Annotated in this window: 21 protein-coding genes and 4 tRNA genes; 3 read left to right on the forward strand and 22 right to left on the reverse strand. The window is 41.8% G+C overall.

All coding sequences use genetic code 11. The features are described 5' to 3' along the window. The first annotated feature begins 592 nt into the window (after window positions 1-592). On the forward strand, window positions 593-2,320 hold the full coding sequence (locus tag BAA9072_RS18410; RefSeq protein ID WP_201716152.1) for a recombinase family protein: 1,728 nt from the start codon (window positions 593-595) through the stop codon (window positions 2,318-2,320). Here the strand turns inward: BAA9072_RS18410 and rlmH are convergent. The 17 genes from rlmH to BAA9072_RS18495 all read right to left on the reverse strand — a co-directional run bounded on the left by rlmH (window position 2,246) and on the right by BAA9072_RS18495 (window position 15,481). Continuing rightward, on the reverse strand, window positions 2,246-2,725 hold the full coding sequence (gene rlmH, locus BAA9072_RS18415; protein WP_201716153.1) for a 23S rRNA (pseudouridine(1915)-N(3))-methyltransferase RlmH: 480 nt from the start codon (window positions 2,723-2,725) through the stop codon (window positions 2,246-2,248). The genes BAA9072_RS18410 and rlmH overlap by 75 nt on opposite strands. Before the next feature lie 94 nt (window positions 2,726-2,819). Continuing rightward, window positions 2,820-2,978: a CxxH/CxxC protein gene (locus BAA9072_RS18420; RefSeq protein WP_201716154.1), complete on the reverse strand. Its 159-nt coding sequence runs from the start codon at window positions 2,976-2,978 to the stop codon at window positions 2,820-2,822. Between the two features lie 121 nt (window positions 2,979-3,099). After that, window positions 3,100-4,344 (reverse strand): S1C family serine protease, encoded by a 1,245-nt coding sequence (locus BAA9072_RS18425; protein ID WP_201716155.1) that lies wholly within the window; start codon window positions 4,342-4,344, stop codon window positions 3,100-3,102. A gap of 199 nt (window positions 4,345-4,543) precedes the next feature. Beyond that, window positions 4,544-5,338 carry an MBL fold metallo-hydrolase gene (locus tag BAA9072_RS18430; RefSeq protein ID WP_201716156.1) on the reverse strand — a complete coding sequence of 265 codons (795 nt, stop codon included), beginning with the start codon at window positions 5,336-5,338 and terminating at the stop codon, window positions 4,544-4,546. Window positions 5,339-5,349: 11 nt separating this feature from the next. Continuing rightward, complete coding sequence (locus BAA9072_RS18435) at window positions 5,350-6,153, reverse strand: two-component system regulatory protein YycI (RefSeq protein ID WP_201716157.1); 804 nt, start codon at window positions 6,151-6,153, stop codon at window positions 5,350-5,352. A 3-nt stretch (window positions 6,154-6,156) separates the two neighbouring features. After that, window positions 6,157-7,476, reverse strand: coding sequence for a YycH family regulatory protein (locus tag BAA9072_RS18440; RefSeq protein ID WP_201716158.1), 1,320 nt, complete (start codon window positions 7,474-7,476; stop codon window positions 6,157-6,159). Further along, the gene (gene walK / locus BAA9072_RS18445; RefSeq protein ID WP_201716159.1) at window positions 7,473-9,299 is read right to left on the reverse strand and encodes a cell wall metabolism sensor histidine kinase WalK; all 1,827 of its coding nucleotides are present in this window, start codon (window positions 9,297-9,299) and stop codon (window positions 7,473-7,475) included. The genes BAA9072_RS18440 and walK overlap by 4 nt, the downstream gene beginning before the upstream one ends. 6 nt (window positions 9,300-9,305) lie before the next feature. After that, entirely contained in the window at window positions 9,306-10,013 is a 708-nt protein-coding gene (gene yycF, locus BAA9072_RS18450) for a response regulator YycF (protein ID WP_201716160.1), read from the reverse strand. Between the two features lie 216 nt (window positions 10,014-10,229). After that, window positions 10,230-11,714, reverse strand: a complete 1,485-nt coding sequence (locus BAA9072_RS18455) for a M23 family metallopeptidase (RefSeq protein WP_201716161.1) — start codon at window positions 11,712-11,714, stop codon at window positions 10,230-10,232. A gap of 356 nt (window positions 11,715-12,070) precedes the next feature. Further along, window positions 12,071-12,143, reverse strand: a tRNA-Phe gene (locus BAA9072_RS18460). A 96-nt stretch (window positions 12,144-12,239) separates the two neighbouring features. Further along, window positions 12,240-12,316: transfer RNA gene (locus BAA9072_RS18465), tRNA-Asp, on the reverse strand. 96 nt (window positions 12,317-12,412) lie between these two features. Continuing rightward, a tRNA-Glu gene (locus BAA9072_RS18470) sits at window positions 12,413-12,484 on the reverse strand. Window positions 12,485-12,491: 7 nt separating this feature from the next. Beyond that, a tRNA-Lys gene (locus tag BAA9072_RS18475) sits at window positions 12,492-12,567 on the reverse strand. A gap of 472 nt (window positions 12,568-13,039) precedes the next feature. After that, window positions 13,040-13,453, reverse strand: a complete 414-nt coding sequence (locus BAA9072_RS18480) for a DUF350 domain-containing protein (RefSeq protein WP_201716162.1) — start codon at window positions 13,451-13,453, stop codon at window positions 13,040-13,042. 15 nt (window positions 13,454-13,468) lie between these two features. Then, window positions 13,469-14,710, reverse strand: a complete 1,242-nt coding sequence (locus BAA9072_RS18485) for a glutathionylspermidine synthase family protein (protein ID WP_201716163.1) — start codon at window positions 14,708-14,710, stop codon at window positions 13,469-13,471. A 1-nt stretch (window position 14,711) separates the two neighbouring features. Beyond that, complete coding sequence (locus BAA9072_RS18490) at window positions 14,712-15,020, reverse strand: hypothetical protein (RefSeq protein ID WP_201716164.1); 309 nt, start codon at window positions 15,018-15,020, stop codon at window positions 14,712-14,714. Beyond that, on the reverse strand, window positions 15,017-15,481 hold the full coding sequence (locus BAA9072_RS18495) for a hypothetical protein (protein ID WP_201716165.1): 465 nt from the start codon (window positions 15,479-15,481) through the stop codon (window positions 15,017-15,019). Before BAA9072_RS18495 ends, BAA9072_RS18490 begins: the two co-directional genes overlap by 4 nt. A gap of 122 nt (window positions 15,482-15,603) precedes the next feature. Here BAA9072_RS18495 and BAA9072_RS18500 point away from each other — a divergent pair, with 122 nt between their 5' ends. Continuing rightward, the gene (locus BAA9072_RS18500) at window positions 15,604-16,626 is read left to right on the forward strand and encodes a potassium channel family protein (RefSeq protein ID WP_201716166.1); all 1,023 of its coding nucleotides are present in this window, start codon (window positions 15,604-15,606) and stop codon (window positions 16,624-16,626) included. A gap of 44 nt (window positions 16,627-16,670) precedes the next feature. On the opposite strand, the gene BAA9072_RS18505 is transcribed toward BAA9072_RS18500, so the two are convergent. Next, entirely contained in the window at window positions 16,671-17,963 is a 1,293-nt protein-coding gene (locus BAA9072_RS18505) for an adenylosuccinate synthase (protein WP_201716167.1), read from the reverse strand. A gap of 440 nt (window positions 17,964-18,403) precedes the next feature. On the opposite strand from BAA9072_RS18505, the gene BAA9072_RS18510 reads away from it, so the two are divergent. Continuing rightward, complete coding sequence (locus BAA9072_RS18510; protein WP_201716168.1) at window positions 18,404-20,128, forward strand: ABC transporter ATP-binding protein; 1,725 nt, start codon at window positions 18,404-18,406, stop codon at window positions 20,126-20,128. A gap of 41 nt (window positions 20,129-20,169) precedes the next feature. Here the strand turns inward: BAA9072_RS18510 and dnaB are convergent, their stop codons facing one another. The 4 genes from dnaB to BAA9072_RS18530 all read right to left on the reverse strand — a co-directional run bounded on the left by dnaB (window position 20,170) and on the right by BAA9072_RS18530 (window position 25,087). Continuing rightward, window positions 20,170-21,522 carry a replicative DNA helicase gene (dnaB, locus tag BAA9072_RS18515; RefSeq protein ID WP_201716169.1) on the reverse strand — a complete coding sequence of 451 codons (1,353 nt, stop codon included), beginning with the start codon at window positions 21,520-21,522 and terminating at the stop codon, window positions 20,170-20,172. Between the two features lie 198 nt (window positions 21,523-21,720). Further along, window positions 21,721-22,167: a 50S ribosomal protein L9 gene (gene rplI / locus BAA9072_RS18520; RefSeq protein WP_201716170.1), complete on the reverse strand. Its 447-nt coding sequence runs from the start codon at window positions 22,165-22,167 to the stop codon at window positions 21,721-21,723. After that, complete coding sequence (locus BAA9072_RS18525; RefSeq protein ID WP_201716171.1) at window positions 22,164-24,137, reverse strand: DHH family phosphoesterase; 1,974 nt, start codon at window positions 24,135-24,137, stop codon at window positions 22,164-22,166. The genes rplI and BAA9072_RS18525 overlap by 4 nt, the downstream gene beginning before the upstream one ends. 26 nt (window positions 24,138-24,163) lie before the next feature. Continuing rightward, a complete protein-coding gene (locus BAA9072_RS18530; protein WP_201716172.1) occupies window positions 24,164-25,087 on the reverse strand; it encodes a YybS family protein in 924 nt (307 codons plus the stop codon). Window positions 25,088-25,177: the final 90 nt, after the last annotated feature.

The raw sequence follows: 25,177 nt of genomic DNA on the forward strand, positions 1-25,177 counted from the left end.
TGCTGTCGATGTACAATTTCTCTCCTTGGACTGAAGCCCTAAACCAAAGACCAGTTGTAGTTTGCAGATCCTCTCTTGAAGAAGATAGTCCTGATATAACTCTACTCCATAATGTTTCTCCGTTCATTACTTTACACCTCGGCACGCTAGATTTATTACCATAATTATACATACCTTATACCCTTTTATCTATGTATATCTTCATATATCTGTATAAACAATAAAACCGCCAATCAGGTTATTGTTCCCTTGATTGGCGGTCGGTTCAATATCTTATCTTTCAAGTCAAGCTCAACCCCTAACTTAAACTCTACAGTCACTTTATCACCATCAACAGTTACCTTCTCATGTCGTTTCAATGCGCAGTAAAGGTCTACTACGCAGTGAACAATAATTTCTTTTCACATATCTTTTAAATGCCTTTACTAGACAGCAGCCAATAGCCTTACTCCGCCTCTTCTATTTTCATCTCGCTTCATTTTTTACTCTTCACCAGCTTTAACTAATCATATTGTATCCATTAATAATAAAGCATGTATGTTTCACTTCCCTTAATACCAATACTGTTACAAAAGTTAAAGGAGGAATTAAATTGAATCAAATAAAAAGTGTAGCAATATACGTACGAGTCAGCACAGAAGAGCAAGCTAGTGAAGGCTATAGTATAGCTGCACAACTTCAGACTTTGCGCCAATATACCTCACTATATGGGTGGCAGATTGCTGAAGAATATGTCGATGAAGGAATTAGTGGTAAAGATATAAAGGGCCGGCCTGCAATGCAACGACTGGTATCAGACGTTTCCAAAGATAAATTTCAAGCCGTACTTGTATGGAAAATATCACGCCTTTCACGTAATATGTTGGATACCCTTGTCCTGTTAGATAAATTTGAAGAGTATGATGTAAAGTTCATTTCCTACTCTGAGAATTTTGATACATCGAGTCCGATTGGAAAACTTGTCGTTCAACTGATGGCATCCATTGCTGAAATGGAAAGAAATACTTTATCAGAAAATGTGAAGCTCGGAATGACACAGAGGGCTAGAGAAGGTAGCTGGAATGGGGGAGTGGTTTTCGGATATGATTCTGTGGAAAAAGATCTTATTGTTAACCCGAAAGAAGCAAAAATTGTTCAATTGATCTTTAATTTATATGCAGAAGGCAGTGGTCTTAAGGCAATAGCTAATCACTTAAATAAAGCTCATTATAGGACAAAACGCGGTAAACACTTTTCAATTAATGGTATTGCTACAATATTAGATAATCCTATCTATAATGGTAAAATTCGATGGTTACAAGTTGAGAACTGGGATAAAAAGAGAAGGCGTGGTAAAAATGTTAACCCCATCTTAGTTGTAGGAAAACACGAAGTAATTATCTCCAACGAGCTTTGGAATATTGTTCAAGCACGAAGACAGAGTAAGTCCTTTAAGCAGCGTCAATCAAACGAACCTTTCCTTTTAAGTGGTATCCTGCGATGTCCTGATTGCGGACAAGGTATGGTCCCATCTATTACTACTTCTACTCGAAAAGATGGAACAAAACGAAAACATCGTTATTATGTATGTGGTGCATTCCATAACAAAGGGTCATCTGCCTGCAAAGCGAATTCAATTAAAGCTTACGATACAGAAGATGCTGTTATTAACCGTATAACAGCTTTCCTAATCGATTCAGACGGCTTTCATCAAACTTTAGAAAATATAAATAAAGACACAGTCCAGTCGAATGTGAAATTAAAAGAGCAGTTAGATAATATTGAAACAGAGCTTAGAGAAGCCAATGCCATTCAAGAAAAATATATGGAAGCATTTGAACAAAATCTCTTGCCTGTTTCCATGCTACAGGAACGGTTACAGAAGTTAACTAATTCAAGGAATGACTTAGAACAAAAGAAAAATGAACTTAGTGTTCAACTAAGTTCATCAGATTCGAAAATAATTCCACCAGACGTGGTTAGACATTTATTAGAGCAGTATGTCCAAGCCTTTCAACAGTCTCCAAGAGAAAAGAGAAAACAGCTTTTTCAGCTTTTGCTAAATAAGATCACAATCAAACAAGCCGATGGCCGTTCTCGGACCATTGATAAAATTGAACTTGATTTTGATTTTACCGAAGTCAATCTGTCTAAGACATTTACACTTCTCCACATATTATATCTTGAATCGAATTATTCAGAGGAAAGTTCCTCAAGTACTGATTTAAAAGACAAAATGCCGCCTTATCTCCAACTTTTTTTGCCTCTATTTATGGTACGGTTCACCCCGATTAATCCGAAAAGCCCGATAAATCTGCTCGACCAAAATCAGTCTCATTAACTGATGGGGGAAAGTCATTTTCGAAAAGGAGAGTGTCTCATTCGACCGTTTGATGACATCATCACTAAGTCCCAGTGATCCGCCTATCACAAATGCCACTTTACTTTTTCCGTACGTAGCCAGCTTGTCCAGATTGTCCGCAAGTTCCTCTGACGACCGCATTTTCCCTTGAATGGCGAGGGCAATAACATGGTGATCGGGTGAGATCTTCGCAAGGATCCGCTCTCCTTCTTTGTTCTTCACTTGTTCCATTTCAGAATCACTTAAGACTTCAGGTGCCTTTTCGTCAGCCAGCTCGATGATATCCAACTTCGCATAGGCACCAAGGCGCTTCACATATTCACTGATTCCTTGCTTTAAATATTTTTCTTTTAATTTACCAACCGTTACAATGGTGATGTTCACTATCCACACTCGCTTTACAAACAATTTACAAACACGTTATCCACAGAAATTATCCACATATCCACAAATCACTTCCGCATATAGTATGGGAATATTAGTTCGCCACTATATATACGGCGTTATTCCCACAATATTCACATGTTGTGGATAACTTCTTATCTTCAGAAACCTCTGTTAGTTGAGGCGCTACCTCATGCTCATCGACGACAATATCCATGGCTAATTCCACGTGTTCCAGGCAGCAATAAATCATGTCGTTTCCTCCTTATCATTCTTTAAGTTCTTGATTATATACTTATCCACACTCATCATATCATGTAAAGAAAAAGCAGAAAAGGGCGCATGCCTTTCCTGCTTTTCGTTTTATCCACAATCTACAATCGCGATTCATCCGTTAATTTCATTGTGACTTCTTTCTTCTTACCATTCCGGTAGAAGGTAACCTTCATTTGATCGTTCACTTCTTTTTTATTATAGAGATGCTTACGTAGATCGATTACATTCTCAATCTTCTCACCGTCGAGCTCTGTAATGACATCAAGCTCTTGTAATCCCGCCTGTGCAGCAGGTGAATTCGGAACGGTTTGTCTGATCATAACACCATAATTGATATCTTTCGGCAGCTTTAATGTTTCCTGCTGATGATAAGCAGAAATCTGATTGACGTCTTCCAGGGTCACTCCCATTGCAGGACGCTTGACCTCTCCGTATTGCTCAAGGTCTTCTATGATCGGCTCCGCATAGTTGATCGGGATGGCAAGTCCGATCCCTTCCACCGCTTCCTGAGCAATCTTCATGGAGTTGATTCCGACCAGCTGTCCGGAAATATTAATTAGTGCTCCACCGCTATTACCCGGGTTAATGGCTGCGTCTGTTTGCAGGACTTCTGCATTCCAATCTTCCATCCCGTCCTGATTAATATCGACAGGGATGGTTCTTTCCACACCTGAAACGACACCCTGCGTCACGGAACCTGAAAATTGCAGTCCAAGGGGGTTACCGATGGCGATGACAGGTTCGCCTGCTTTCAGCTCATCTGAATTCCCAAACTCAGCAATAACATCTTTCTTGATCTTGCTTCCATCGATTTCAATGACGGCAAGGTCTGTCCAAACGTCAGTACCACGGAGCTTAGCAGGAACCTTCGTACCGTCAGCCAGGGTCACCTCCAACTGATCTGCCCCTTCGACAACGTGATTGTTCGTCACGATATAGACTGTTTTTCCTTCTTTTTTATACATAACCCCAGATCCCGTACCTGCCTGCTGATCCTGGGTCTGTCCACCACCCTGACCCCAGAAGCTCTGGGACTGGATATTCGTAATACCGACCACGGAATCCCCTGTCTTTTCCACGGCTTTTGTCACATCCGTGGTCACATCGACAGACACATTCTGAGTGGTTCCATTGTGATAGGTCTCGTCCGTTTTTTTCAGATCCTGATCCGGTTGGACCGAGTAAGGTAATATATCAAAGTTCGTCAACTGAGGTATGGCCACGATCACGAGAATCGCACCAAGGAAGACCCCCAACATCCCCGCCAAAAACATACCTCCCCGATTTCCCTTTTGCCTGCCGCTCCTGCCTTCTGAATTAGGATTGTCGTCATAATATCCCATATATCTTCATCCTTTCTACCAGCTATTCCTTTTGTTATTTTATCTTTACTAGCACGATTATAGTCAGATTAAATTAAAAAATGATGAAAAGAGGGTAAGAAATTCATAATTGTACGATTTATGTAAAAACAAAAAGGCGAAGACAGAAGCCCTCACCTTTTTCATACCTTTAACAGAGAAATCATAAACATTTGACGGTTTAAATCGCCACTAAAGGTGTTGGTACTTTAGGGTCCGTATCAAATAAATCGATTTGTTCTCCTACCATTATTCCTTTTGATTCGAGTGTTTGAGTGACACTCATCCTCGCAAGATCTTTCATATTGTTATCGAGGCTCAGATGGGCCAGGTAAATACCCTTTGTGTTATCCCCCATCACTTCACTCATGGCGATGGCTGCATCCTCATTGGATACATGTCCGTAATCACTAAGAATCCGACGTTTGATATTCCAAGGGTACCGGCACATCCGGAGCATGCCTACATCATGATTGCTTTCAAACACATAGGCATCGGCATTGGAGATAATCCCTTTCATCCGATCGCTTACATACCCTGTATCAGTTACAAGCACAAGCTTCTTATCCCCGTGATGGAATACATAAAACATCGGTTCCGCAGCATCATGTGATACACCGAATGACTCGATGCTCAACCCTCCAAAGTGCTTGGCCGTTTCCATTTCAAAGGAAAACTTCTGCTCCGTATCAATTTTCCCCACTAAGCCGTCCATGGCGTTCCAAGTCTTCTCGTTAGCATAAATCGGAAGTTTATACTTCCTCGCCAACACACCGATCCCCTTGATATGATCACTATGCTCATGGGTGACCAGAATCCCCGACAGATCTTCTATCTTCCGGTCAATCTGACTGAACAAGCCTTCCATCTGTTTACCGCTTAAACCGGCATCTACAAGGAAGGAATGCTCTTCCGATTCAACAAATATTGCATTTCCTGTACTGCCGCTCGCAAGTACACTAAAATGCATCGTCATAACGCTCACTCCTATGTTTCTATTTCCGGTTTGGTGATCTCTACAATCTGAGCTTCCACTGCGTTGATAAATAAATCTTCTTTCTTTCCGTCTTTTTCAACAATGAAATGCCAGGTTGGGGCCAATACCTGATAATCATCAATCGGTCCGAAGGTGGAATAACCCAGATTCGGAATATCGGTTATTTCACTACCATTATCAATTTCATTGTTTTCCACCAAGAATCTTAGAGCATCAAAAGGGGTTACCAACTTTTTCTTTCCAGTAGATTCTTTCAGGTTTTCCAACAATGTTTGTTTATAAGAGACGATTTCCTTATCTGTGTTCAAGTAGAGGATCAATTTCCCGTTTGCATTATTAAATATTTTCCGGTCTTGATACGTCTGAAAATAGACAATGGTCTGATCTTCTTTACTATATTTCCAAAAGCTGTACTGCTCTCCATTTACAATATTTTCTTTTATAAACTCTTTCAATTCAGCCGGAGAAAAATTATCACTAATAGAAACAGGGTCCTTCAACGTCGAATTAATCGTATTGTCATTTACAGCATTAACTTCTTGATCATCTAATTTTTCAAGATCTTTTTCACTGATTTTTTTAGTGCTGGCACTGATAATCGCATCTTTCACAGGCTCTTTTGATAGTTTTGGTGGATACTTTATATTAGCCGCTTTTAACGTTTCTTCAAAGGAAGTCTGCTCTAAAGTAGCGGGGTTGCTTTCTCTGATTTTATTCATAAATATTGTCAGAAGAAAGATATCCAGAACCAGAAATACGATAATGAATATACTCTTTGTTTTACTCCAATCCATTGGTTAGAACCCCTCCAATTCTTCCAGGGGGACCCTTATCCAGTTTCCACTATACTTGTAGTACCAGGAAGGTTCAAATATTAAGAATTTCTTATTGGATTCATTGGTATCCCTCGTCATTTTATATCCAACGACAATGTCTTCAACTTCTTCAATTTTTATCGTACTATCCTTCTTCAAAGCATATAGGACAGAGGCACCTGATGGAAGTAGTACATCTCTGATCGCGTTTTTCGAAACCATATCCAATGTAAAGTACGGTCGTTCATACTTGCTGAGGGAATTACTTCCCCACTCTTGAGTAAGTTCAGCCATATTATTCTCATTAAAGACCGGATGGTTCTCCATAAACAACCTGTACACAATCTTGTTTTCTACAGTACTGATGGAATAAAAATGATAGTCATCCGTCCATCCCCCATGATCATTGACAAATTCCATGCTTTTTTGAAATAGAGAAGCAGGTGGAATAGAGGTATCGTTATCGACAGATAAATTTATGTACGAAAGAGTACTATATTCTTCATCCGTCTTCATGACGCTTGGTATATTAATAAAGGTATTCTTTGTTACTTCAACGTTGTTTGGATCACTGAATAGTGCTTTCTTAAAATCTTCTAATGACAGTGTATCAGCATAAAACCTGTAGCTTTTATACTCTTTAGGTGATCTAGGAAGAAAAATATTTTTCTTAGAGTTCAGGGGCTGTTCAATATACTCTTCAAAAGAAGTGACCTGTTTCAAGAAATTTTTCTCGAATTTTTGTAAGCTTTCCAGATTCACGCGACATTCATAGAAGTACTTCTTTCCTGAATCAAGAGAGGCAAAATAAATTGTACCCGCATCAGAGTTAACCGTGTTCAAATCGATTACAATACGATCGAATGAAGCAGCGGGGATATTTTTATCTTCGAAATGAATGACGTGACTATAAACCGATAAAGGTACAGTATCAGGGAATAGGATCTCGATTTTCTTTGCACCTTGAATAATGGTTTTCATCTCGTCTTTGGAATACTGATTTGAGTAGTCTTTCAAATCAAACAGTGTCCAGCTACTCAATCCTTTTATCACATTACCCATTTCTTTTCCGTCCAGTGTCCCTACTGTTTTGTTACCAGAATGATAAAAAAGTTGATACGGTTTAACCAATGCCTTTGAAAGATCTGTCTCCTCAATCTTTTCTCCAACAGACACATCAAAGGTTTCATTGCTGTCAATCGTGTCATACCCGGGTTGATACGTCCAAAGGTTATAGGTTAGGAAAATACTGATAAAAACCAGTAAAGTTAATACAATCGATTTCATTTTTTCGTATTTCATGACCAATCATCCTCTTGTCCGACGTCATATGGGAGGGTAAAGATGATCGTCGTGCCTTTCCCTTCCGTGCTGGTCGCCCACACGTCACCACCGTGCGCTGAAATCATTTCTTTCGCGATAGCAAGACCGAGTCCGGTACCACCCATTTGTCTTGTTCTGGCTTTGTCAACCCTGTAGAAACGTTCAAAGATTTTTTCTAAATTTTCCTTAGGTATCCCTAAACCTTGGTCTGAAACGCTGATTTCAATGTAACCATCTTTTTCTTTCACTTTAAATGTAATGGTTCCACCCTCAGGGGAAAATTTTAAGGCATTGGAAATGATATTATCTAATACCTGGGTGATTTTATCCTGGTCCACTTCTACGAACAGCGCCTTGTCAGGCAAAAAGCGTTGGAAGGTCACGTTGATATTTTTCGTCATTTCAAATCGATCGATGATTTTATGGAAAAAGAGAATAAAGTCGACCCAGTCTTTATTAAATCGGTAGTCTTTGCTATCCATTTTAGAAAGTTGCAGAAGGTCATTGACCAGCCTGATCATTCTTTCCGTTTCATTTTGAGTGACATCAAGGAATTGAGGCGCAATATTCTCATCCTGCCAAGCACCTTCTGCCAGTGCCTCCAGATAACTCCTCATTGTGGTAAGCGGCGTTCTTAGCTCATGGGAAACATTGGCTACGAATTCCCTTCGTTCCAGATCTATCTTCTCCTGTTCCGTGATATCATGTAAGACGGCAATCAGACCATTCACAAACCCGGTCTCTTTTTGAATGATAGAGAAATTAGCCCTCAGGATATACGGTTTATCCTTTGTGCTGTAATCTAAAATGATGGACTCCTGCTCATTTGATAAGTCGTCGAACGTATACTCCTCATCTAGTCCAAGCAGTGAAATAATCGGTTGGGAAACGACTGTTTCACGTGAAACATTCAACATGCTTGCTGCAGGATCATTTATGAGAATGACCCTTCCTTTTCGATCAGTAGCAATAACTCCATCCGTCATATAAGAGAGGACAGACGACAACTTTCTACGCTCTCCTTCTGTCGTTGCCTGGGCTTCCTGAAGACGCTTTGTCAAATTGTTAAACGTAATGGCTAGTTGACCAATTTCATCATATCCATATACTTTAACTTTTCTTGAGAAGTTCCCTTTCGCCATAGCCAGTGCCTGTTTGCGCATATCTGATATCGGCCTGGTGACAGTTTGAGCTAATAGAACTCCAAGTACAGCCGTTATGACCAGTGCAATGATCGTACCGTTAGTGAAGATTTTATTAATATCGTTCATTTGATCATAGACTCTCTCAATTTCACCAACGATATAAATGGCACCAATCACCTCATCATTTGATTCGATCGGTTTGGCATGTACCCAAATACGGTCATGTGTTTGATTATCAACATACGTATTTTCCGAAGTAACACCCAGGGCGAGTACCCTCTTCACATCTTTATCAGAGGTTACCCTGTTAACAACCTTTTGGTTATTCGGATCAGAGGTACCAATGATCCGCTTCCGATTATCAATGACTCTGATCTCGGCAATATCTGAATTCTTACTGCTGTCTTCTAGTATTCTTCTAATGTCTTCTTCCTGCGTGGGATCATCCTCCCCGCGCTCTTTCACCATTTCTTCCTTGATCGTATACTCTAATAACTCCACTCGATTAGTGATGGAGGATTGGAAGTTCTCCACAAGCTTCTGCTCAAGCTCCCTCACAAAATAAACCCCGATGATTTGCATGGCGAGAAGGATGAGCAGAACGTAGATTAAAACGAATTTCAAATGAATGGAACGGGTTAAGCCAACTTTCTTCATTACATATTACTCCTGTTCAGGATTTCGCAAGTAATAACCGACTCCTCTACGTGTTACGATCCAGGTAGGGTGACTTGGATTATCTTCGATTTTCTCACGGAGACGTCTGACGGTCACATCCACTGTACGCACATCTCCGTAATAGTCATAGCCCCATACGGTTTGAAGTAAATGCTCACGGGTCATGACTTGTCCAATATGTTTCGCTAAATAATGAAGGAGCTCGAACTCACGGTGCGTCAGTTCTATCGTGTCCCCTCTTTTTGAAACAACGTAGGCATCCGGGTGAATGGTTAAGGATCCCACGGTTATTTCGTTATTTTCATCCTCGACAGTTTGCTGGGCACCATGCTGATGGCGTCGCAGGTTGGCTTTTACCCTTGCAATCAATTCACGGGTACTGAAAGGCTTTGTCACATAATCATCCGCTCCAAGCTCCAGACCCAATACTTTATCAATTTCCGAATCCTTCGCTGTCAGCATGATAATCGGCATTTCATACTTCTTCCTAATCTCCCGGCACACTTCCATCCCGTCTCGATTCGGAAGCATGATATCAAGGAGCACAAGATCCGGTTTAATTTCCTCAGCCATCTTCACAGCTTCATCGCCGTCATACGCACAATGAACCTCATATCCTTCTTTTTTTAAATTAAATTGTAATATATCTGCAATTGGTTTCTCATCGTCAACGACTAATATTTTCTTCTCCATGTCAATTGATCTCCTTTAGAAAAAAGTAATTTATCATATAAAGTTGTGATTAGTATAGGATTCTTCCTTTAAATTTATCACTTTCTCCATATTAATTCATCTTTTACTCTATCATACCCTTTAATTCAATGCTTGTTGACTACAATCTAAATATAACAAAGGGGACTGACAAATAAAATGATTGTGTCAGTCCCTTGCTTTATTGTCTCTATAGAATTAAAGTACATCCAATGGATTAATCATTGATCCATTCTTGTATACTTCGATATGAAGGTGAACGCCGGTTGCTTCGCCGGTCTCTCCCATGATACCAAGTTTTTGGCCTCTTTCAACCGTTTGACCTGCAGAAACGGAGATCGAATCCAGGTGAGCATAGATGGTCTTATATCCATTTCCATGATCAATGACGACTTTATTTCCATAACCGCCATCGTCCCAGCCTGCAGAAACGACTCTTCCGTTATCCACCGATTTGATCGTACGGTCACTTGGACGGGCAATATCGATTCCTTTATGCATTTTCCCCCATCTCGGTCCTTGCTTCGAGGAAATGTACCCGCCATTCGTCGGCCATGCAAAACTTCCCGACCCTCTTGATGGAGTAGCCTTTGTCCCTTTTATAACGATATATGTCACTGGATCTTTCAGTTTCTTTTCTTCTTTTACATTTTTCTCGATTTGAGAACCATTTACCTCTGTCGTTTCAAAGGTAACGGATTTCTCACCATCCTGACCTTCTTGCTTCACTTTCGTATCGCCTTTATTCATTGAAGAGTCTTCTTCTACTTCCTTTTCATAAGCGATCTTTTCAATTTTATTGGCTTCTTTCTTAACTAGAACATGAACAAGCGGCTCATAAACCGTCACGTTTAGCTCTGATCCTACTTTTAACGCATCGTCTGCATTTAAGTCATCGTTTAACTTCAGTAACTTCCCTGTCGTTAACGAATGATCTTCTGCAATTGTGCTTAACGCATCACCTTTTTGAACCTTGTATTTCTTCTCTTCTAACGCACCTTTTTCAAGAAAATCGGCAGCTTTTTGAGGAGACATCAGTTCTTCAGGCTTTACCTGGACTTTTTTCACATCAACATCTTCTTTAAATGAAACTTCTAATAAACGCGTTTCATTTTCTTTTAAAGCGGGTAAAGAAGTGGTTGAAGAATCCTTTTCCCTAGCTTCTAGATCAGCCAGCTCTTCTTCTTTGACATAGTTAAGCTTAAAGGCTTTCAATGCTTCTTCAGCAGCCTTTTCATCTGCTACATAAGCAACCGGTTTATTGTTCACAACGAGAGCAAACGCATTTGCTTCGATTGATACGGATTGATTTAATTGTTCAATCACCTGTTGGTTATTTGTCTTTGCAGCTGTAAAAACATTTTCAGGTATGTACGTTACGTCTTGTTCGAAATCAACCTGGTAATCACTGTACTCTTTCTGTACTTTCTCAAGATTTTCATCTAAAACAGCCTTTACTTCTTCCTGACTAGTAACGGCCCCTACATACTCACTACCCATGTAAACATGATAGATGGTTTGTAAATCTTCCTCGGACCCGGTAGCTGCTGCAGAAGAAAAAGTTAAAGTGGTAAGAGCGAGGGTAGTAATTCCTACTCTCTTCACTAATTGAGTTGATTTATGTCGAATATTAAGTTTTTTGTATTTTTCAATGATGGGTGATAACTTCTCTACAAAACTCATTGACTTGCCTCCTATAAACTAAAGCAAAAATCCCAGTTAACGGTCGTTCATTAAGCCTGATTTAGTCAAATTCTATAAAATTCGTACTTTACTAATTTACCATAATTCGACGAAAACCGGGACGCAGAATCCTGATTGTAATATAACTGTATAATTTATCTGAATATATTTTCAGGGCTATCAATGGATGATCCCTGTTGTGATGGGAATTACATGGGTCTAAAGATAGGGAGGCGACTGAAATATGGATGGAAGAAATTAGAGGATTTTCGGGATTTTATGTTACATAAGTGTTACAAAACTCATAATAAAAAAGTACTACGAGAGTCAAAGTCATCGCAGTACTTTTTGTAAGATGGCTCAGGACGGAATCGAACCGCCGACACATGGATTTTCAGTCCATTGCTCTACCAACTGAGCTACTGAGCCGTATGTAGGATACATCTCAAAAATAGAAGCTTGTTGTCCATCATCCAGTTCTCAGGAAGATGAATCAAGATGCTAAATATGTATGAGAAAAGAAAATGGCGGTCCGGACGGGACTCGAACCCGCGACCTCCTGCGTGACAGGCAGGCATTCTAACCAACTGAACTACCGGACCAAAAATTTTTGCGTTAGCAAAATAGGTTTCAAATATATTCTATTTCCGAATGAGAATGTCTGGCAAACCAGCAATCTATCAACAAGGAAATAAAAATGACCCATACGGGATTCGAACCCGTGTTACCGCCGTGAAAGGGCGGTGTCTTAACCGCTTGACCAATGGGCCATAAAAATGGTGAGCCATGAAGGATTCGAACCTTCGACCCTCTGATTAAAAGTCAGATGCTCTACCAACTGAGCTAATGGCTCTCTAAGTATATATAAACACGAATCGAAAGCTTGATCAAAGCCCTCTTTCGTGACAACGAAATTAATATTATCATAGTATGAATGTCGAGAGCAACAGTTTTTTTGTTTTTTTGTCGAAAATTATTTCTTGGGGAATGATTTTTGGACGAACTCCCATTTAGAGTATTCTCTCTAAGCTACTTTTGCTTAAATGATAATGTGTTGACTCCACCCTTTCTTTTACCACGAAATTCTACAAAAACGGAATAAACTATTCTAGTTGCAAGGGCAGGTGAAGAAATCATTAAAAAATCTTTTAGTTGTTGCCCGGTGATTTTTCTCTCCGAAAAGAAGATGATAATGCTCGAGTGCCTTAAAATGCTGATTTCGATTTTATATTGCAATGAGGAAAGTACCCAATAACCCCCAAAATAAAAGACCCACCACCAGAGCCACTAACCGCTCCGACGGCAGATCTTCATTTCAAACAATATCAATAAGTCAAACTAGCCGCCACAATCAACCCGACGACGATCGCAGCGGAGAATAGGCTGAATCCGATGGCGATGTTCCCTTCTTCCACTTTCTTTGCTAGGTTGGTACGGGGCGTCAGGACGTACTCGATGATCCAATAGGCGATGACTTGGGTGGCGATTCCGATCAGCCCCCAGATGAAAGCGTCCAGCAGGTTAAGGCTGTTCGCCCAGACCGTGTAAATGACAATGGCGAGTCCGATCGCTTTTCCCCATAGCTTTAGGGCTACAGCAATGTTACCTTCCCTGATCAGGGTCGCTTCTGAGAATTTTGTGGTGAAGGCGAAGACGGTAATTCCGAGGATCATGAGTCCAAGGCCTGTTCCGACGTGGGCCAGAAAGCTGAGTAGGGCTTCACTAGTTATGATTTGCATATGTTTCTCTCCTTTTTATTTCTCCTGTATTCCTACAGGCAGAAAGTATGATTCGTTATCGGTGATGGCATTTCCGGCTCGTAAACCGACGGCGCCGGGATTGCCGTTAATAATGAAGCTTCCGACCATAAGGCTTGCTTCCTTTTCCCCTTCATCCGTAGTGATCACTGAGACAGGGAGGGGGATGAACTGCTGATATACAGGAAGGGACTGTTTATACGTTTTATTCTTATCTTCTAACAGGACTTTTCCTGTTGCTTCCATGATTTTGACCGTATCCCCTTCACGGCCGAATGCAGGTTTCTGGACATAGGTCATTCCGTTTTCCTCGAAATGTTCAGGTTCCAGGTAGGTGGGAAGGAAGTATCGTTCGATCCACTCGTGTTCTTCTTCAGTGAAAAAGGGACTCCCCTCTTCATGCAGCCCCCATATGAGGGCCTGAACTCCTTTTGATTGGAGTAAAAATGCGGACGGTGGATTCAGGATTGCCAGCTTTTTCTCCAATACCATCTGCATGAGTTCCTGCCCGACTTTTTCTTCGGTCAACGGATCCTTATCATCCACGAGATGCTCAACGGGATAAGTTTGCCGGTATAATACATCAATTCGCTCTCCATTCGGAGTATAAAGTCCATTTTCCCGTATTTGCAGCTGATCGAGACTAACATATTCGGAAGGAACCCCGGAAAGCTCCTGAATATACTTCGTCGTCAGGTAATCTTCTTCGTTATCAGCATGAGAAGTGAAGACGATCTTCGCTTCTCCTTCTCTTTGGAGGGACTTCCAGGAAGATAGGAGACCCCTTTTCAATTCTTTGGCTAATATCTTTTCCATTCCTTCATTCGGATTGGGACAATCAAAGTATCGACAAACCTTTTCATTCACGTGATAAAGTTCTTTTATGAATGTGGGGGTATCACTATTAAATTCTAATAGTTTTATTTCTCCTTCTGAGACTACAAAGTCGAATCTCCCGATGATACATTCTTGAGGAATCGTTTTACACTTTATATAAGAAAGGGATTCCCCAGGGTATCCGAGTTCAAGGAGAGTATCGTCTTCTAATTCCCGAAGCAGATCGGCCGTTTTATCAAAGATGGCGTACACCCGCCTGGATGCTTCTTGAATCGCCAAAACCGTTTCATGGGATTTTAAATGGATATCCAATAAGGCATACTCCATGTCATATAAATTATGCCAAAATGCGGATATGTCCTTGTAAAAGGCATTTCTATTTTCACGATGAGAGGCAGTCATATTACCCTCCGAATCCACCTTTAGAGCCGCTTCCGATTCCGGATTTATAGCTTTTGGAATATGATTTGTATTTTGAAAAATTTCTCAGGTTGGATTTATTTTTGAACATCCTGCCAGCGAACCAAAAGTACCCAAAGTGAGGTGAATGGTTGTCATCGCAATAATATGTCCCACTATCATCATCCCAATCCCAGTCGTCACAGTCTACATCCGTCGGTTCCGGTGGCAGGTCCTGATTCCCGCAGCCACTGACAGATATCGCCATGACGGAGGCGGCCACTCCCGCCATCATTTTTTTCGTTTTATTCATCTTGTTTCCTCCTCTAGCTTATATCCCGTTGCATTTACATAAAGTATATACACATAGCGATCCTCATCGATTTCAGCAGAGTCGCGTTCCCACTCAGCACCATCTATATAATAATAAACAGAACCGATGACACTTAGAATATCCAGATGATAATCATGGTGTTCTATTTTTAAAATCGGGTTATTTTTCCGCTTATTTAATTCCCGAATCTCCAGTACCAGTCGTTCTGGAGGGAACAAAGGATCATTCAGTGGTTCCTCTTCATAAGTTTCAACATAAATGATGAATAAGTTCCCCTCCATGGCAGAAGATAGCTGCCGGTAGGTGACTCCTTCCTTTACAAAGAACTCACATTCCCTTCTGGAGAGGATTTGTTCTAGCTCAATATCGGGATAATGATAAATCGCTTCAAAAGAATCGTTTCCTTTTCTTACTCGATATTCTAATATCGGTTCTTTCATTTTATGCCTCCAGACTTCCACTATGTTTTCTTTAAACTATACGAACCAATAAGGAAAAGGTTTCGTTTTCTAGAAGTTCATTGGTATTATTGAACTATGATTTTTTAAAAAGGAGGGTATGTATGATTATTTTCCAAAGGCTGTGGAAACAGATCACGAAGATGGACTTCGGTTTTATTCTTCTATTATCTCTGATTATCATCCTGTTTGGAACCTTTGGCAGTCATTTTTTGGAACCTGAAACCTTTCCATCACTTTTTGACGGGTTCTGGTGGACGATGACTACCTTGACCACTGTAGGATATGGGGATTATTTTCCCGTTTCAGTGGGAGGCAGGATGCTTGGAATCTTCCTCTTCATCTTTGGAATCGGGATCATCGGGGTATTGATCAGTAAAACAGTCGATTCCATTACCACGTTTCAGAAATTCAAAAGGGAGGGAAAACTAGTGTATACATATGAAGATCATTACATTTACATCAATTGGTCTAAGAAAACAGAAAGGGCCATTGAAGAGATTCTTGCCCATGTGCCCGATGCGGAGATTGTCCTCATTGACATGCTTCCCATCACACCGATCGAACATGAGCAGGTGCATTTCATCCAGGGGGACCCTTCCGATGAAAATGTCTTGCTGAAGGCCAATATCTTTGAGGCAAAACGAGTGGCCATCTTTTCCGATTCGAAAATCGAGGATCCTTCTCTGGTGGATGGTAAAACGCTGTTAATAGCGTCGGCCGTTGAAGGATTATCAAAAACGCATCAGAAGGAAGTCCATACGATCGTGGAAGTATCGGAAGACCGGCATATTCCTAAATTTCAGCACATCGCCGTCGAGGACTTTATTTTGTCGAATGATTCAGTTTCACTTCTCATGGCAAAAGCGACCCTCCACCCCGGAACGACGAATTTATTCAGACAACTACTCAGTAAACGATACGGAAATAACATTCATGAATTCAGGGTCAAAGAAAACTGGAAAACCATCAAACAGGCATCTGAGGAGCTCCTTGAAAAAGGGGCCATTCTTCTCGCGGTGAATGATAATATGGATTTCACCGACGCCATGAATCGGGAACTTCACCCCGAAGATACACTCTATGTGGTATGTCATGACAGGGTATTCGAACAAATGAATCAATAAAAAAACTCTTAGCCTGCGATTAGGCTAAGAGTTTTTTCGTATCATTAATTCGGGCTCCACACGCTGCGAACCACATTGGTTTGAGAACGGTCCGGGCCGACTGAGAAGATGGATAGAGGGATACCTGTCAATTGTGATACGCGCTCTAAATAGTGACGAGCATTTTCAGGAAGATCCGTTAGTGTCTTGCATCCTGTTATGTCTTCCGTCCAGCCTGGAAGTTCTTCATACACAGGCTCACATTCAGCTAAAATGTTAAGATTAGCCGGGAACTCGTCCATGACTTCACCTTTATACTTGTAAGCAACACAGATTTTCAATGTTTCGATTCCTGTCAGGACGTCGATCGAATTCAGTGAAAGGTCTGTTAACCCGCTGACACGGCGAGCATGACGCACAACCACACTGTCAAACCAGCCGACACGGCGAGGGCGTCCAGTCGTTGTACCATATTCACGGCCCACTTCACGAATTCGGTCCCCGATCTCATTTGTCAGTTCCGTTGGGAAAGGTCCGTCCCCTACCCGGGTTGTGTATGCCTTAGATACGCCGACTACGTGATTGATTTTTGTCGGGCCCACTCCGGAACCGATCGTTACTCCACCGGCTACTGGATTAGAAGAAGTAACAAATGGATATGTACCTTGATCGATATCAAGCATAACCCCTTGAGCTCCTTCGAATAAAACGCGGCGACCGTTATCGATGGCATCGTTTAACACAACGGATGTATCGACAACATAGTGCTTGATTTGTTGACCATACTCATAGTACTCATCCAGAATATCTTCAATGTTGAAGCCTTCTGTTTCATAGAACTTCTCAAATAAGCGGTTCTTCTCTTCAAGATTACGTGCAAGCTTTTCTTCGAACGATTGACGATCCAGAAGATCTGCGATACGGATTCCGACACGAGCTGCTTTATCCATATAAGCAGGACCGATTCCTTTTTTCGTTGTACCGATTTTATTGGCACCTTTACGTTCTTCATCGATTTCATCCAGCTTTAAGTGGTAAGGAAGAATCACGTGTGCACGGTTGCTGATCCTTAGGTTGTCTGTTTTCACATTACGATCGTGAAGATACTTCAACTCTTTCACAAGAGCTTTGGGATCTACAACCATCCCATTCCCGATTACGGACGTTTTTTCGTTATAGAAAATACCTGATGGAATTAAATGTAGTTTATATGTTTCACCGTCAAACTTAATCGTATGACCCGCGTTGTTCCCACCTTGGTAACGCGCGATTACTTCTGCATGTTCGGAAAGGAAGTCAGTGATCTTTCCTTTTCCTTCGTCTCCCCATTGCGTACCTACTACTACTACTGAAGACATATTAAGCACCTCCGACGGGAATTAGTATTCCCTCTTTTATCAAACAAACTCATTTTATCAACACTAATAGTGAAAGTCAATGAAAACACGAACGATTATATAGGTAATTATATTTATGTTCGTGTAAACATATGCTTTTTTCTGCTGAAAACAGCTGATGGTTGATTTTTTTGATAAATAAATTTTAGTAAACGCTTTTATTCAATGTGAATATTTTAGCTCTGTTCGACCAACGTATCCTTTGATTGTAAGGGGTTTTACTCCCTTTCCGCGGACGATTGGCCAAGCCTCCTCGCAAGCGGAAATCAACCGACTACTCTCCTTTTTTGGATAAAGATTTTATGTTCTGTCAGATTATATAGCGCATTTTAGAATCTTTTGCTAATCTAAAGTAAGCATTTTGAATTTTACATACAATTGAATAACGAGGTGACGATTTGATGATTAAACGATTTTTCAGTTATTACCGGCCACATCGGAAGCTTTTTTATATTGATTTTGCCTGTGCGGTGTTGGTTGGCCTTTTAGAGTTAGGGTTTCCCTTGGCGGTATCGTGGTTCATTGATTCCCTATTGCCTGATGGGAATTGGAGCACCATCCTGGCTGTTTCGGCGGGCCTTCTAGTACTGTATTTACTCAGTTCGAGTATGCAATTCGTGGTGAACTACTGGGGGCATAAACTAGGGATTAATATCGAGACAGATATGAGACGGGAATTGTTTCAGCACGTTCAAAGACAATCCTTCCGCTTCTTTGACAATACAAAAACGGGTCATATCATGAGCCGGGTGACAAACGACCTGATGGACATCGGGGAGCTTGCCCATCACGGACCAGAAGACTTGTTCATCGCCATCATGACGTTTATCGGTGCATTTTGGATCATGCTCACAATCAATATGGAGCTTGCCCTGGTTGCCATTATCATTGTTCCATTCCTTGTATGGCTGATTTCGTATTCGAATATTAAAATGAACGTGGCATGGACGAAAATGTATGGAAATATAGCCGATGTCAACAGCCGCGTTGAAGATAGTGTTTCAGGGGCGAGAGTCGTCCAATCCTTCACGAACGAATCCTTTGAATTGGAACGCTTCAACGAGAATAATCAATTTTTCCGTAAGTCCAAACTGAAAGCTTATAACGTGATGAGCGTAAATTTATCCGGTATCTACATTACGACTCGGTTGATGACCTTGATCATTCTAGTATACGGAGCGTGGTTAAGTTTTTCCGGGGCCCTCTCCTATGGAGAGCTCGTTGCTTTCATTCTTTATATTAATGTTCTGTTCAAGCCAATTGATAAAATTTCCGCCCTCCTTGAGCTGTATCCGAAAGGGATGGCAGGTTTTAAACGGTTCACTGAGCTCATGGATATGGAACCGGATATTGAGAATCGTCCCCACGCCATCGAAGTGTCCACCCTAAGAGGAGACATTGCCTTTGATGACGTGACCTTTGGATATGAGGCTGACCGTCCTATTCTTAACGACTTATCCTTTACTATTCAATCAGGACAGACTGTGGCATTTGTCGGTCCTTCCGGTGCAGGTAAAACCACAATTTGCTCATTGATTCCCCGCTTCTATGATATAGAAAAGGGGGCCATCACCATTGATGGGATCGATATCCGTGAGATGACGAAGGAATCCCTCCGTTCCCAAATCGGGATTGTCCAGCAGGATGTGTTCCTATTCACCGGAACACTCAGGGAAAATATTGCTTATGGGAAGCTTGATGCCACAATGGAAGAAATCGAGGAAGCGACGAGACGAGCTCACCTGACAGATCTTATTGCCTCCCTTCCCGACGGATACGATACCCAGATCGGGGAGAGGGGACTGAAGCTGTCAGGAGGTCAAAAGCAGCGCTTGTCCATTGCCCGCATGTTCCTTAAGAATCCACGAATCTTGATTCTGGATGAAGCCACTTCCGCTCTGGATACAGAAACAGAAGCCATCATTCAAGAGGCGTTAAATGAACTGGCAAAAGACCGGACCACCCTGGTCATTGCCCACCGATTGGCGACAATACGCAAAGCAGACCGCATTCTGGTCGTCACTGAAAACGGAATTGCAGAGGATGGAACTCATGAAGAATTGCTCTCTAACGAAAATGGAATCTTTACAAGGCTTCATGCTCATCAGCATGCGACAATCCTATAGCAACAAAAAATCCAAGCCTGGTGGGCTTGGATTTTTTTCTATTAAGCCGGAGCGTCGTCAAACCGCCGCTCCAGATTCACGAATTTATTGTATTCCTTCACGAACGCCAGGGACACGTTCCCAACCGGGCCGTTACGCTGCTTGGCAATGATGATTTCGATGATGTTTTTATTTTCCGCTTCTTTGTCATAGTAATCTTCACGATATAGGAAGGCTACGATATCCGCATCCTGCTCGATACTTCCAGATTCACGGATATCCGACATCATCGGACGCTTATCCTGTCGCTGCTCCACTCCACGGGAAAGCTGGGATAAGGCGATGACAGGCACTTGAAGTTCACGGGCAAGACCTTTCAATGAACGGGAGATTTCAGAAACCTCCTGCTGACGGTTTTCTCCTGATCGTCCGCTTCCCTGGATCAGCTGCAAGTAGTCAATGAGAATCATCCCCAGCCCATGCTCCTGAGCAAGTCGGCGACATTTGGAACGGATTTCTCCCACTTTGATCCCCGGCGTATCATCAATATAGATTCCGGCATTCGAGAGGCTTCCCATGGCCATGGTCAACTTTCTCCAGTCTTCATCTGTTAAATCCCCGGTACGAAGGTTCTGTGCATTAATATTTCCCTCTGCACACAGCATACGCATGACGAGCTGTTCTGCCCCCATCTCAAGGGAGAAGATGGCAACATTTTCTTTCGCTTTAACCGCGACGTTTTGAGCGATATTCAGGGCAAAGGCTGTCTTACCCATGGAAGGTCGGGCTCCGACAATGATCAAGTCGTTTCGCTGGAAACCGGCTGTCATATGGTCAAGGTCGGCGAATCCCGTTGAAATCCCCGTTACGTCACCTTTACGATTCGTCAGAGTTTCAATGTTGTCATAGGTCCTCACCAATACATCCTTAATATTGTGGAAAGCTCCGGCATTTTTTCGCTGAGCCACTTCCATGATATTTTTTTCCGCTTCGCTTAACAGACTGTCCACTTCATCTTCCCGGGCATAGCCGTCAGAGGCGATATCGGTTGCGGTTCGGATCAATCTGCGCAGCAATGATTTTTCTTCTACAATTTTCGCGTAGTATTCAATATTCGCCGCGGTTGGAACAGACGCCGCTAGTTCACTCAAATAAGCGACCCCGCCAATATCTTCAAGCTCTTTCGCTGCGGCCAGTTCTTCTGTCACCGTAATCAAGTCGACGGCTTTTCCTCCATCTCCCAAATTCAGCATGACATTGTATATTCTTTGATGAGAATGACGATAGAAATCCTCTGGAATCAATATTTCCGATGTGGTTGTTAACGCACTGGGCTCCAGAAAAATAGCCCCTAATACCGCTTGTTCAGCCTCTATATTCTGAGGGGGAACCCGGTCCTGGAACATTTCATTCATCTATGTTCAAGCCTCCCTTACGATCTGATGGGAGTTCCCCACAGATCCTGACTTTCTTTATCTATAATAATTAAATGTAATTCTACCGAAAAAATGTGATCAGGATAAAATCCAGATCACATTTTATATCAAGCTATATTCATTTTAACATGTTTTTCTCAAAATAAAGTTACCAAATTTCGTATATTCAGTGGAAGACTATTCTTCCGTAACGTGCACCTTTAACGTTGCGGACACATCTGTATGCAGTTTCACAGGAACATTCGTGTAACCAAGAGCACGGATAGCGTCGTTCATTTCGATTTTACGCTTATCGATTTTGATGTCATGAGCCTTTTTTAAACCGTCTGCAATTTGCTTGCTCGTGATGGACCCGAATAATCGGCCGCCTTCACCCGACTTCGCTTTCATCTCGACCGTGATTTCTTCTAATGTCGCTTTTAACTTTTTTGCCTCTTCCAGTTCTTCTTGAGCGACTTGCTTTTCTTTCTTCTTTTGGCCTTCAAGTTGACCCATGTTTGCGTTCGTTGCTTCAACAGCCAAGCCCTTTTTCAATAAAAAGTTATGTGCATAGCCATCTGCTACGTTTTTTATTTCACCTTTTTTTCCTTTTCCTTTAACATCTTTTAAGAAAATGACTTTCATATCTCTTTTCTCCCTTCAAAATAATCATTTAATGCTTCTTTCAGCTGTTCTTCCGCTTCCTGGACGGATACCTGCTTGATTTGAGTAGCGGCATTGGTTAAATGGCCTCCACCGTTCAGGTTCTCCATGATGATCTGTACGTTTACGTCACCCAGAGAGCGGGCACTGATACCGATTGTGTCAGGATCCCGCTTCGAAATGACGAAGGAAGCGATGACTTCATCCATCGTCAATAAGGTGTCTGCTGCCTGCGCAATGAGAACAGGATCATAAATGACATCGTCCTCCGCTTTCGCAATTGCGACTCCTTCACGGAAGAATTTCACCGATTCAATTAACCGGGAACGCTTGATGTAGGTTTCGACATCCTCTTTGAGGAACTTTTGAACCAGCACCGTATCAGCCCCTTGTGCCCGTAAATACGAAGCGGCATCAAATGTCCTGGAGCCCGTCCGAAGGGTAAAGCTCTTCGTATCGACAATGATCCCTGCCAGAAGAGATGTAGCTTCAAGCATCGTGATTTTCTCATGCTTCGGCTGGTATTCGAGCAGCTCTGTCACAAGTTCTGCCGTGGAGGAAGCATATGGCTCCATATAGACAAGTAATGGGTTTTTGATAAAATCTTCCCCCCGGCGATGATGATCGATGACAACGACTTTGTCCACTTTGTTTAATAGCTTTTCTTCAATGACCAGGGAGGGCTTATGGGTGTCAACTATGACGAGCACCGTATCATCCGTTGCCATCTCAAGTGCTTCCTCCGGGGTGATGAAGCGGGGATGAAGATCAGAATTCGCTTTGATCTCCTTCATCAATCGTTTCACACCATTGTCAATTTCATTAAAATTCAAGACGACATAGCCGTCACGCTGATTCATCTGAGCTACTTTCCTGATTCCAATGGCTGCTCCGATGGCGTCCATATCAGGATGCTTGTGTCCCATGATGATGACCTTGTCACTTTCGATCATGATTTCCTTCAAAGCATGGGAAATGACCCTTGCCCTTACACGGGTACGTTTTTCCATCGGATTGGTTTTCCCACCATAAAACTTGACCTTTCCATTGGTCTGTTTAATCGCCACCTGATCCCCGCCCCGTCCCAATGCGAGATCGAGACTTGACTGAGCCAGCGTCCCCAATTCAGGAAGGGAAGAGACCCCTGTGCCCACACCGATACTCAAGGTGAGGGGAACATTTTGCTTCGAAGTCGTATCCCTTACATCATCAAGGATTCCGAACTTTTCCTTCTCCAACACTTGAAGGATCTTCTCATTTATGACGGCGATGAATCGTTCAGAAGAGACCCTCTTCAAGAACACACCGTACTCTTTGGCCCACTTATTCAGGATCGATGTTACGAGGCTGTTTAAGCTGCTTCTCGTCTGATCATCCATTCCCTGCGTCAATTCATCATAGTTATCTAGAAAAATGATTCCAATATTCGTGCGTTCATCATGATATTGCTTTTCTATTTCTTTTTGCTCCGTGACATCAAAGAAGTAGAGTAGTTTTTCTTTGAGCTTCAATACGACATGATACTTTCTTTCATTAATCGTCACGATTTCTGAGTCGACTTCCTGTTTGATTAATGGAACAAGTGATTCTGCCACATCGTAAAGGGACCTTCCAACGACTGTGTCTTCATTGAAACAAGAGGCAAGAAAAGGATTCGTCCATTCTATGTAATATTCATCATTGATCAGCATGATCCCAATGGGCATCTCCATTAATGCTTCTTCCCCTACGCGCTTGACACGATAGGATAACGTGGAGATATATTCCTCTGTTTCTTCGTGTGACCTTCTCTCAAAATAAAATGCGAGAAAATACACGACTCCAAAGACAATCAACCCTATTAACGAAATGATCCATTGGTAAAAGGAAACCGATACTAACAATAGAGCTGTTAATATAGCTAGACCGTACAATGGGTATCGGATCATTCGCTTATTAAAATAAGATGGCATGATTTCAGCTCCTGGATCTTAAATTTCTATGACTTGCGTTGTAGGCGTTGTCTTAGATCAAACCCTAAGTCAATTATACCTAAAATTCGCACGAGATAAAGAAGAGGAATCGAAATGATTGTAATTAATACCAAAATCCCTTTGGACCATCCTTTCAGATGAGCAAAGAAATAGAGGAAAGACAGTCCTTGAACCGCCATCAATGTCTGCAGTACATACAGGACATTGATCAATGCTGTATAAATGTATGTTCCTTTCTCCGGCTGCAGGATCATCGACAGTACGAGGGTAATCAAATAATACCAAAGAATGCTCTTAGGAAGCCTCCATTCTCTGAATGGCTTGAATACCGGTACATCCCTTCCCAGACGCTTCATGATTGGGAAATTGATCACGATAAATAACAAAGCCAATACAACAGAGATTCCTACGAACAACGTAGGCATTAACGTTTGAACAAGGTCAATGGAACTCTCCAGGCTATCTATCAGCCTCTTATCCGGTTCCTGACCAAGTGTCTCAAATAAAGAATAATAAGCAGCCTTTGATTCCTTCAGGCTGTCTTCAATAATATTAACACCTAAGAATAGTATAGAAACAACGTAACCTATCACTATATTCAGGACAAGTGTTAGACTCGCTGCCATAAACAGCCTCATCTTATCCACCTTAGCCTTCACACACCAGCCAATGACCATCCCGGTCGTAGCCACCATAAAGGCAACCGGCAGTGCGATTAGTCCCCCGAATAAGAAAGACAGCCCAAGGGATCCGATCAATACCAGAATTGAGTTCCAAAAGGAGTACTTGGAACTGAATAAAATAAGAGGGAGGGGCAACACGAAAAATGTCAGCGTCCCAATAAGCGGAACATATAAACTCAATAACATTAACACAGTAAAGATGGCGAGCATAAGCGCACCTTCAGTCAAAACACGGGGATTCCTCACTCAAAACGCTCCTTACGGTAGATTACATGCAATAGCACTATCATATCAATTTTGAAGATAGATTTCATCTTATGGGAACTTGTAATACGT

The organism is Rossellomorea arthrocnemi, assembly GCF_904424705.1.
Lineage (GTDB): Bacteria > Bacillota > Bacilli > Bacillales > Bacillaceae_B > Rossellomorea > Rossellomorea arthrocnemi.

Coding starts and splice junctions, on each gene's coding strand:
- BAA9072_RS18420 (WP_201716154.1), bottom strand. CDS start 2,978: ATGATTTATTGCTGCCTGGAACACGTGGAATTAGCCATGGATATTGTC.
- BAA9072_RS18425 (WP_201716155.1), bottom strand. CDS start 4,344: ATGGGATATTATGACGACAATCCTAATTCAGAAGGCAGGAGCGGCAGG.
- BAA9072_RS18430 (WP_201716156.1), bottom strand. CDS start 5,338: ATGACGATGCATTTTAGTGTACTTGCGAGCGGCAGTACAGGAAATGCA.
- BAA9072_RS18435 (WP_201716157.1), bottom strand. CDS start 6,153: ATGGATTGGAGTAAAACAAAGAGTATATTCATTATCGTATTTCTGGTT.
- BAA9072_RS18440 (WP_201716158.1), bottom strand. CDS start 7,476: ATGAAATACGAAAAAATGAAATCGATTGTATTAACTTTACTGGTTTTT.
- walK (WP_201716159.1), bottom strand. CDS start 9,299: ATGAAGAAAGTTGGCTTAACCCGTTCCATTCATTTGAAATTCGTTTTA.
- yycF (WP_201716160.1), bottom strand. CDS start 10,013: ATGGAGAAGAAAATATTAGTCGTTGACGATGAGAAACCAATTGCAGAT.
- BAA9072_RS18455 (WP_201716161.1), bottom strand. CDS start 11,714: ATGAGTTTTGTAGAGAAGTTATCACCCATCATTGAAAAATACAAAAAA.
- BAA9072_RS18480 (WP_201716162.1), bottom strand. CDS start 13,453: ATGCAAATCATAACTAGTGAAGCCCTACTCAGCTTTCTGGCCCACGTC.
- BAA9072_RS18485 (WP_201716163.1), bottom strand. CDS start 14,710: ATGACTGCCTCTCATCGTGAAAATAGAAATGCCTTTTACAAGGACATA.
- BAA9072_RS18490 (WP_201716164.1), bottom strand. CDS start 15,020: ATGAATAAAACGAAAAAAATGATGGCGGGAGTGGCCGCCTCCGTCATG.
- BAA9072_RS18495 (WP_201716165.1), bottom strand. CDS start 15,481: ATGAAAGAACCGATATTAGAATATCGAGTAAGAAAAGGAAACGATTCT.
- BAA9072_RS18500 (WP_201716166.1), top strand. CDS start 15,604: ATGATTATTTTCCAAAGGCTGTGGAAACAGATCACGAAGATGGACTTC.
- BAA9072_RS18505 (WP_201716167.1), bottom strand. CDS start 17,963: ATGTCTTCAGTAGTAGTAGTAGGTACGCAATGGGGAGACGAAGGAAAA.
- BAA9072_RS18510 (WP_201716168.1), top strand. CDS start 18,404: ATGATTAAACGATTTTTCAGTTATTACCGGCCACATCGGAAGCTTTTT.
- dnaB (WP_201716169.1), bottom strand. CDS start 21,522: ATGAATGAAATGTTCCAGGACCGGGTTCCCCCTCAGAATATAGAGGCT.
- rplI (WP_201716170.1), bottom strand. CDS start 22,167: ATGAAAGTCATTTTCTTAAAAGATGTTAAAGGAAAAGGAAAAAAAGGT.
- BAA9072_RS18525 (WP_201716171.1), bottom strand. CDS start 24,137: ATGCCATCTTATTTTAATAAGCGAATGATCCGATACCCATTGTACGGT.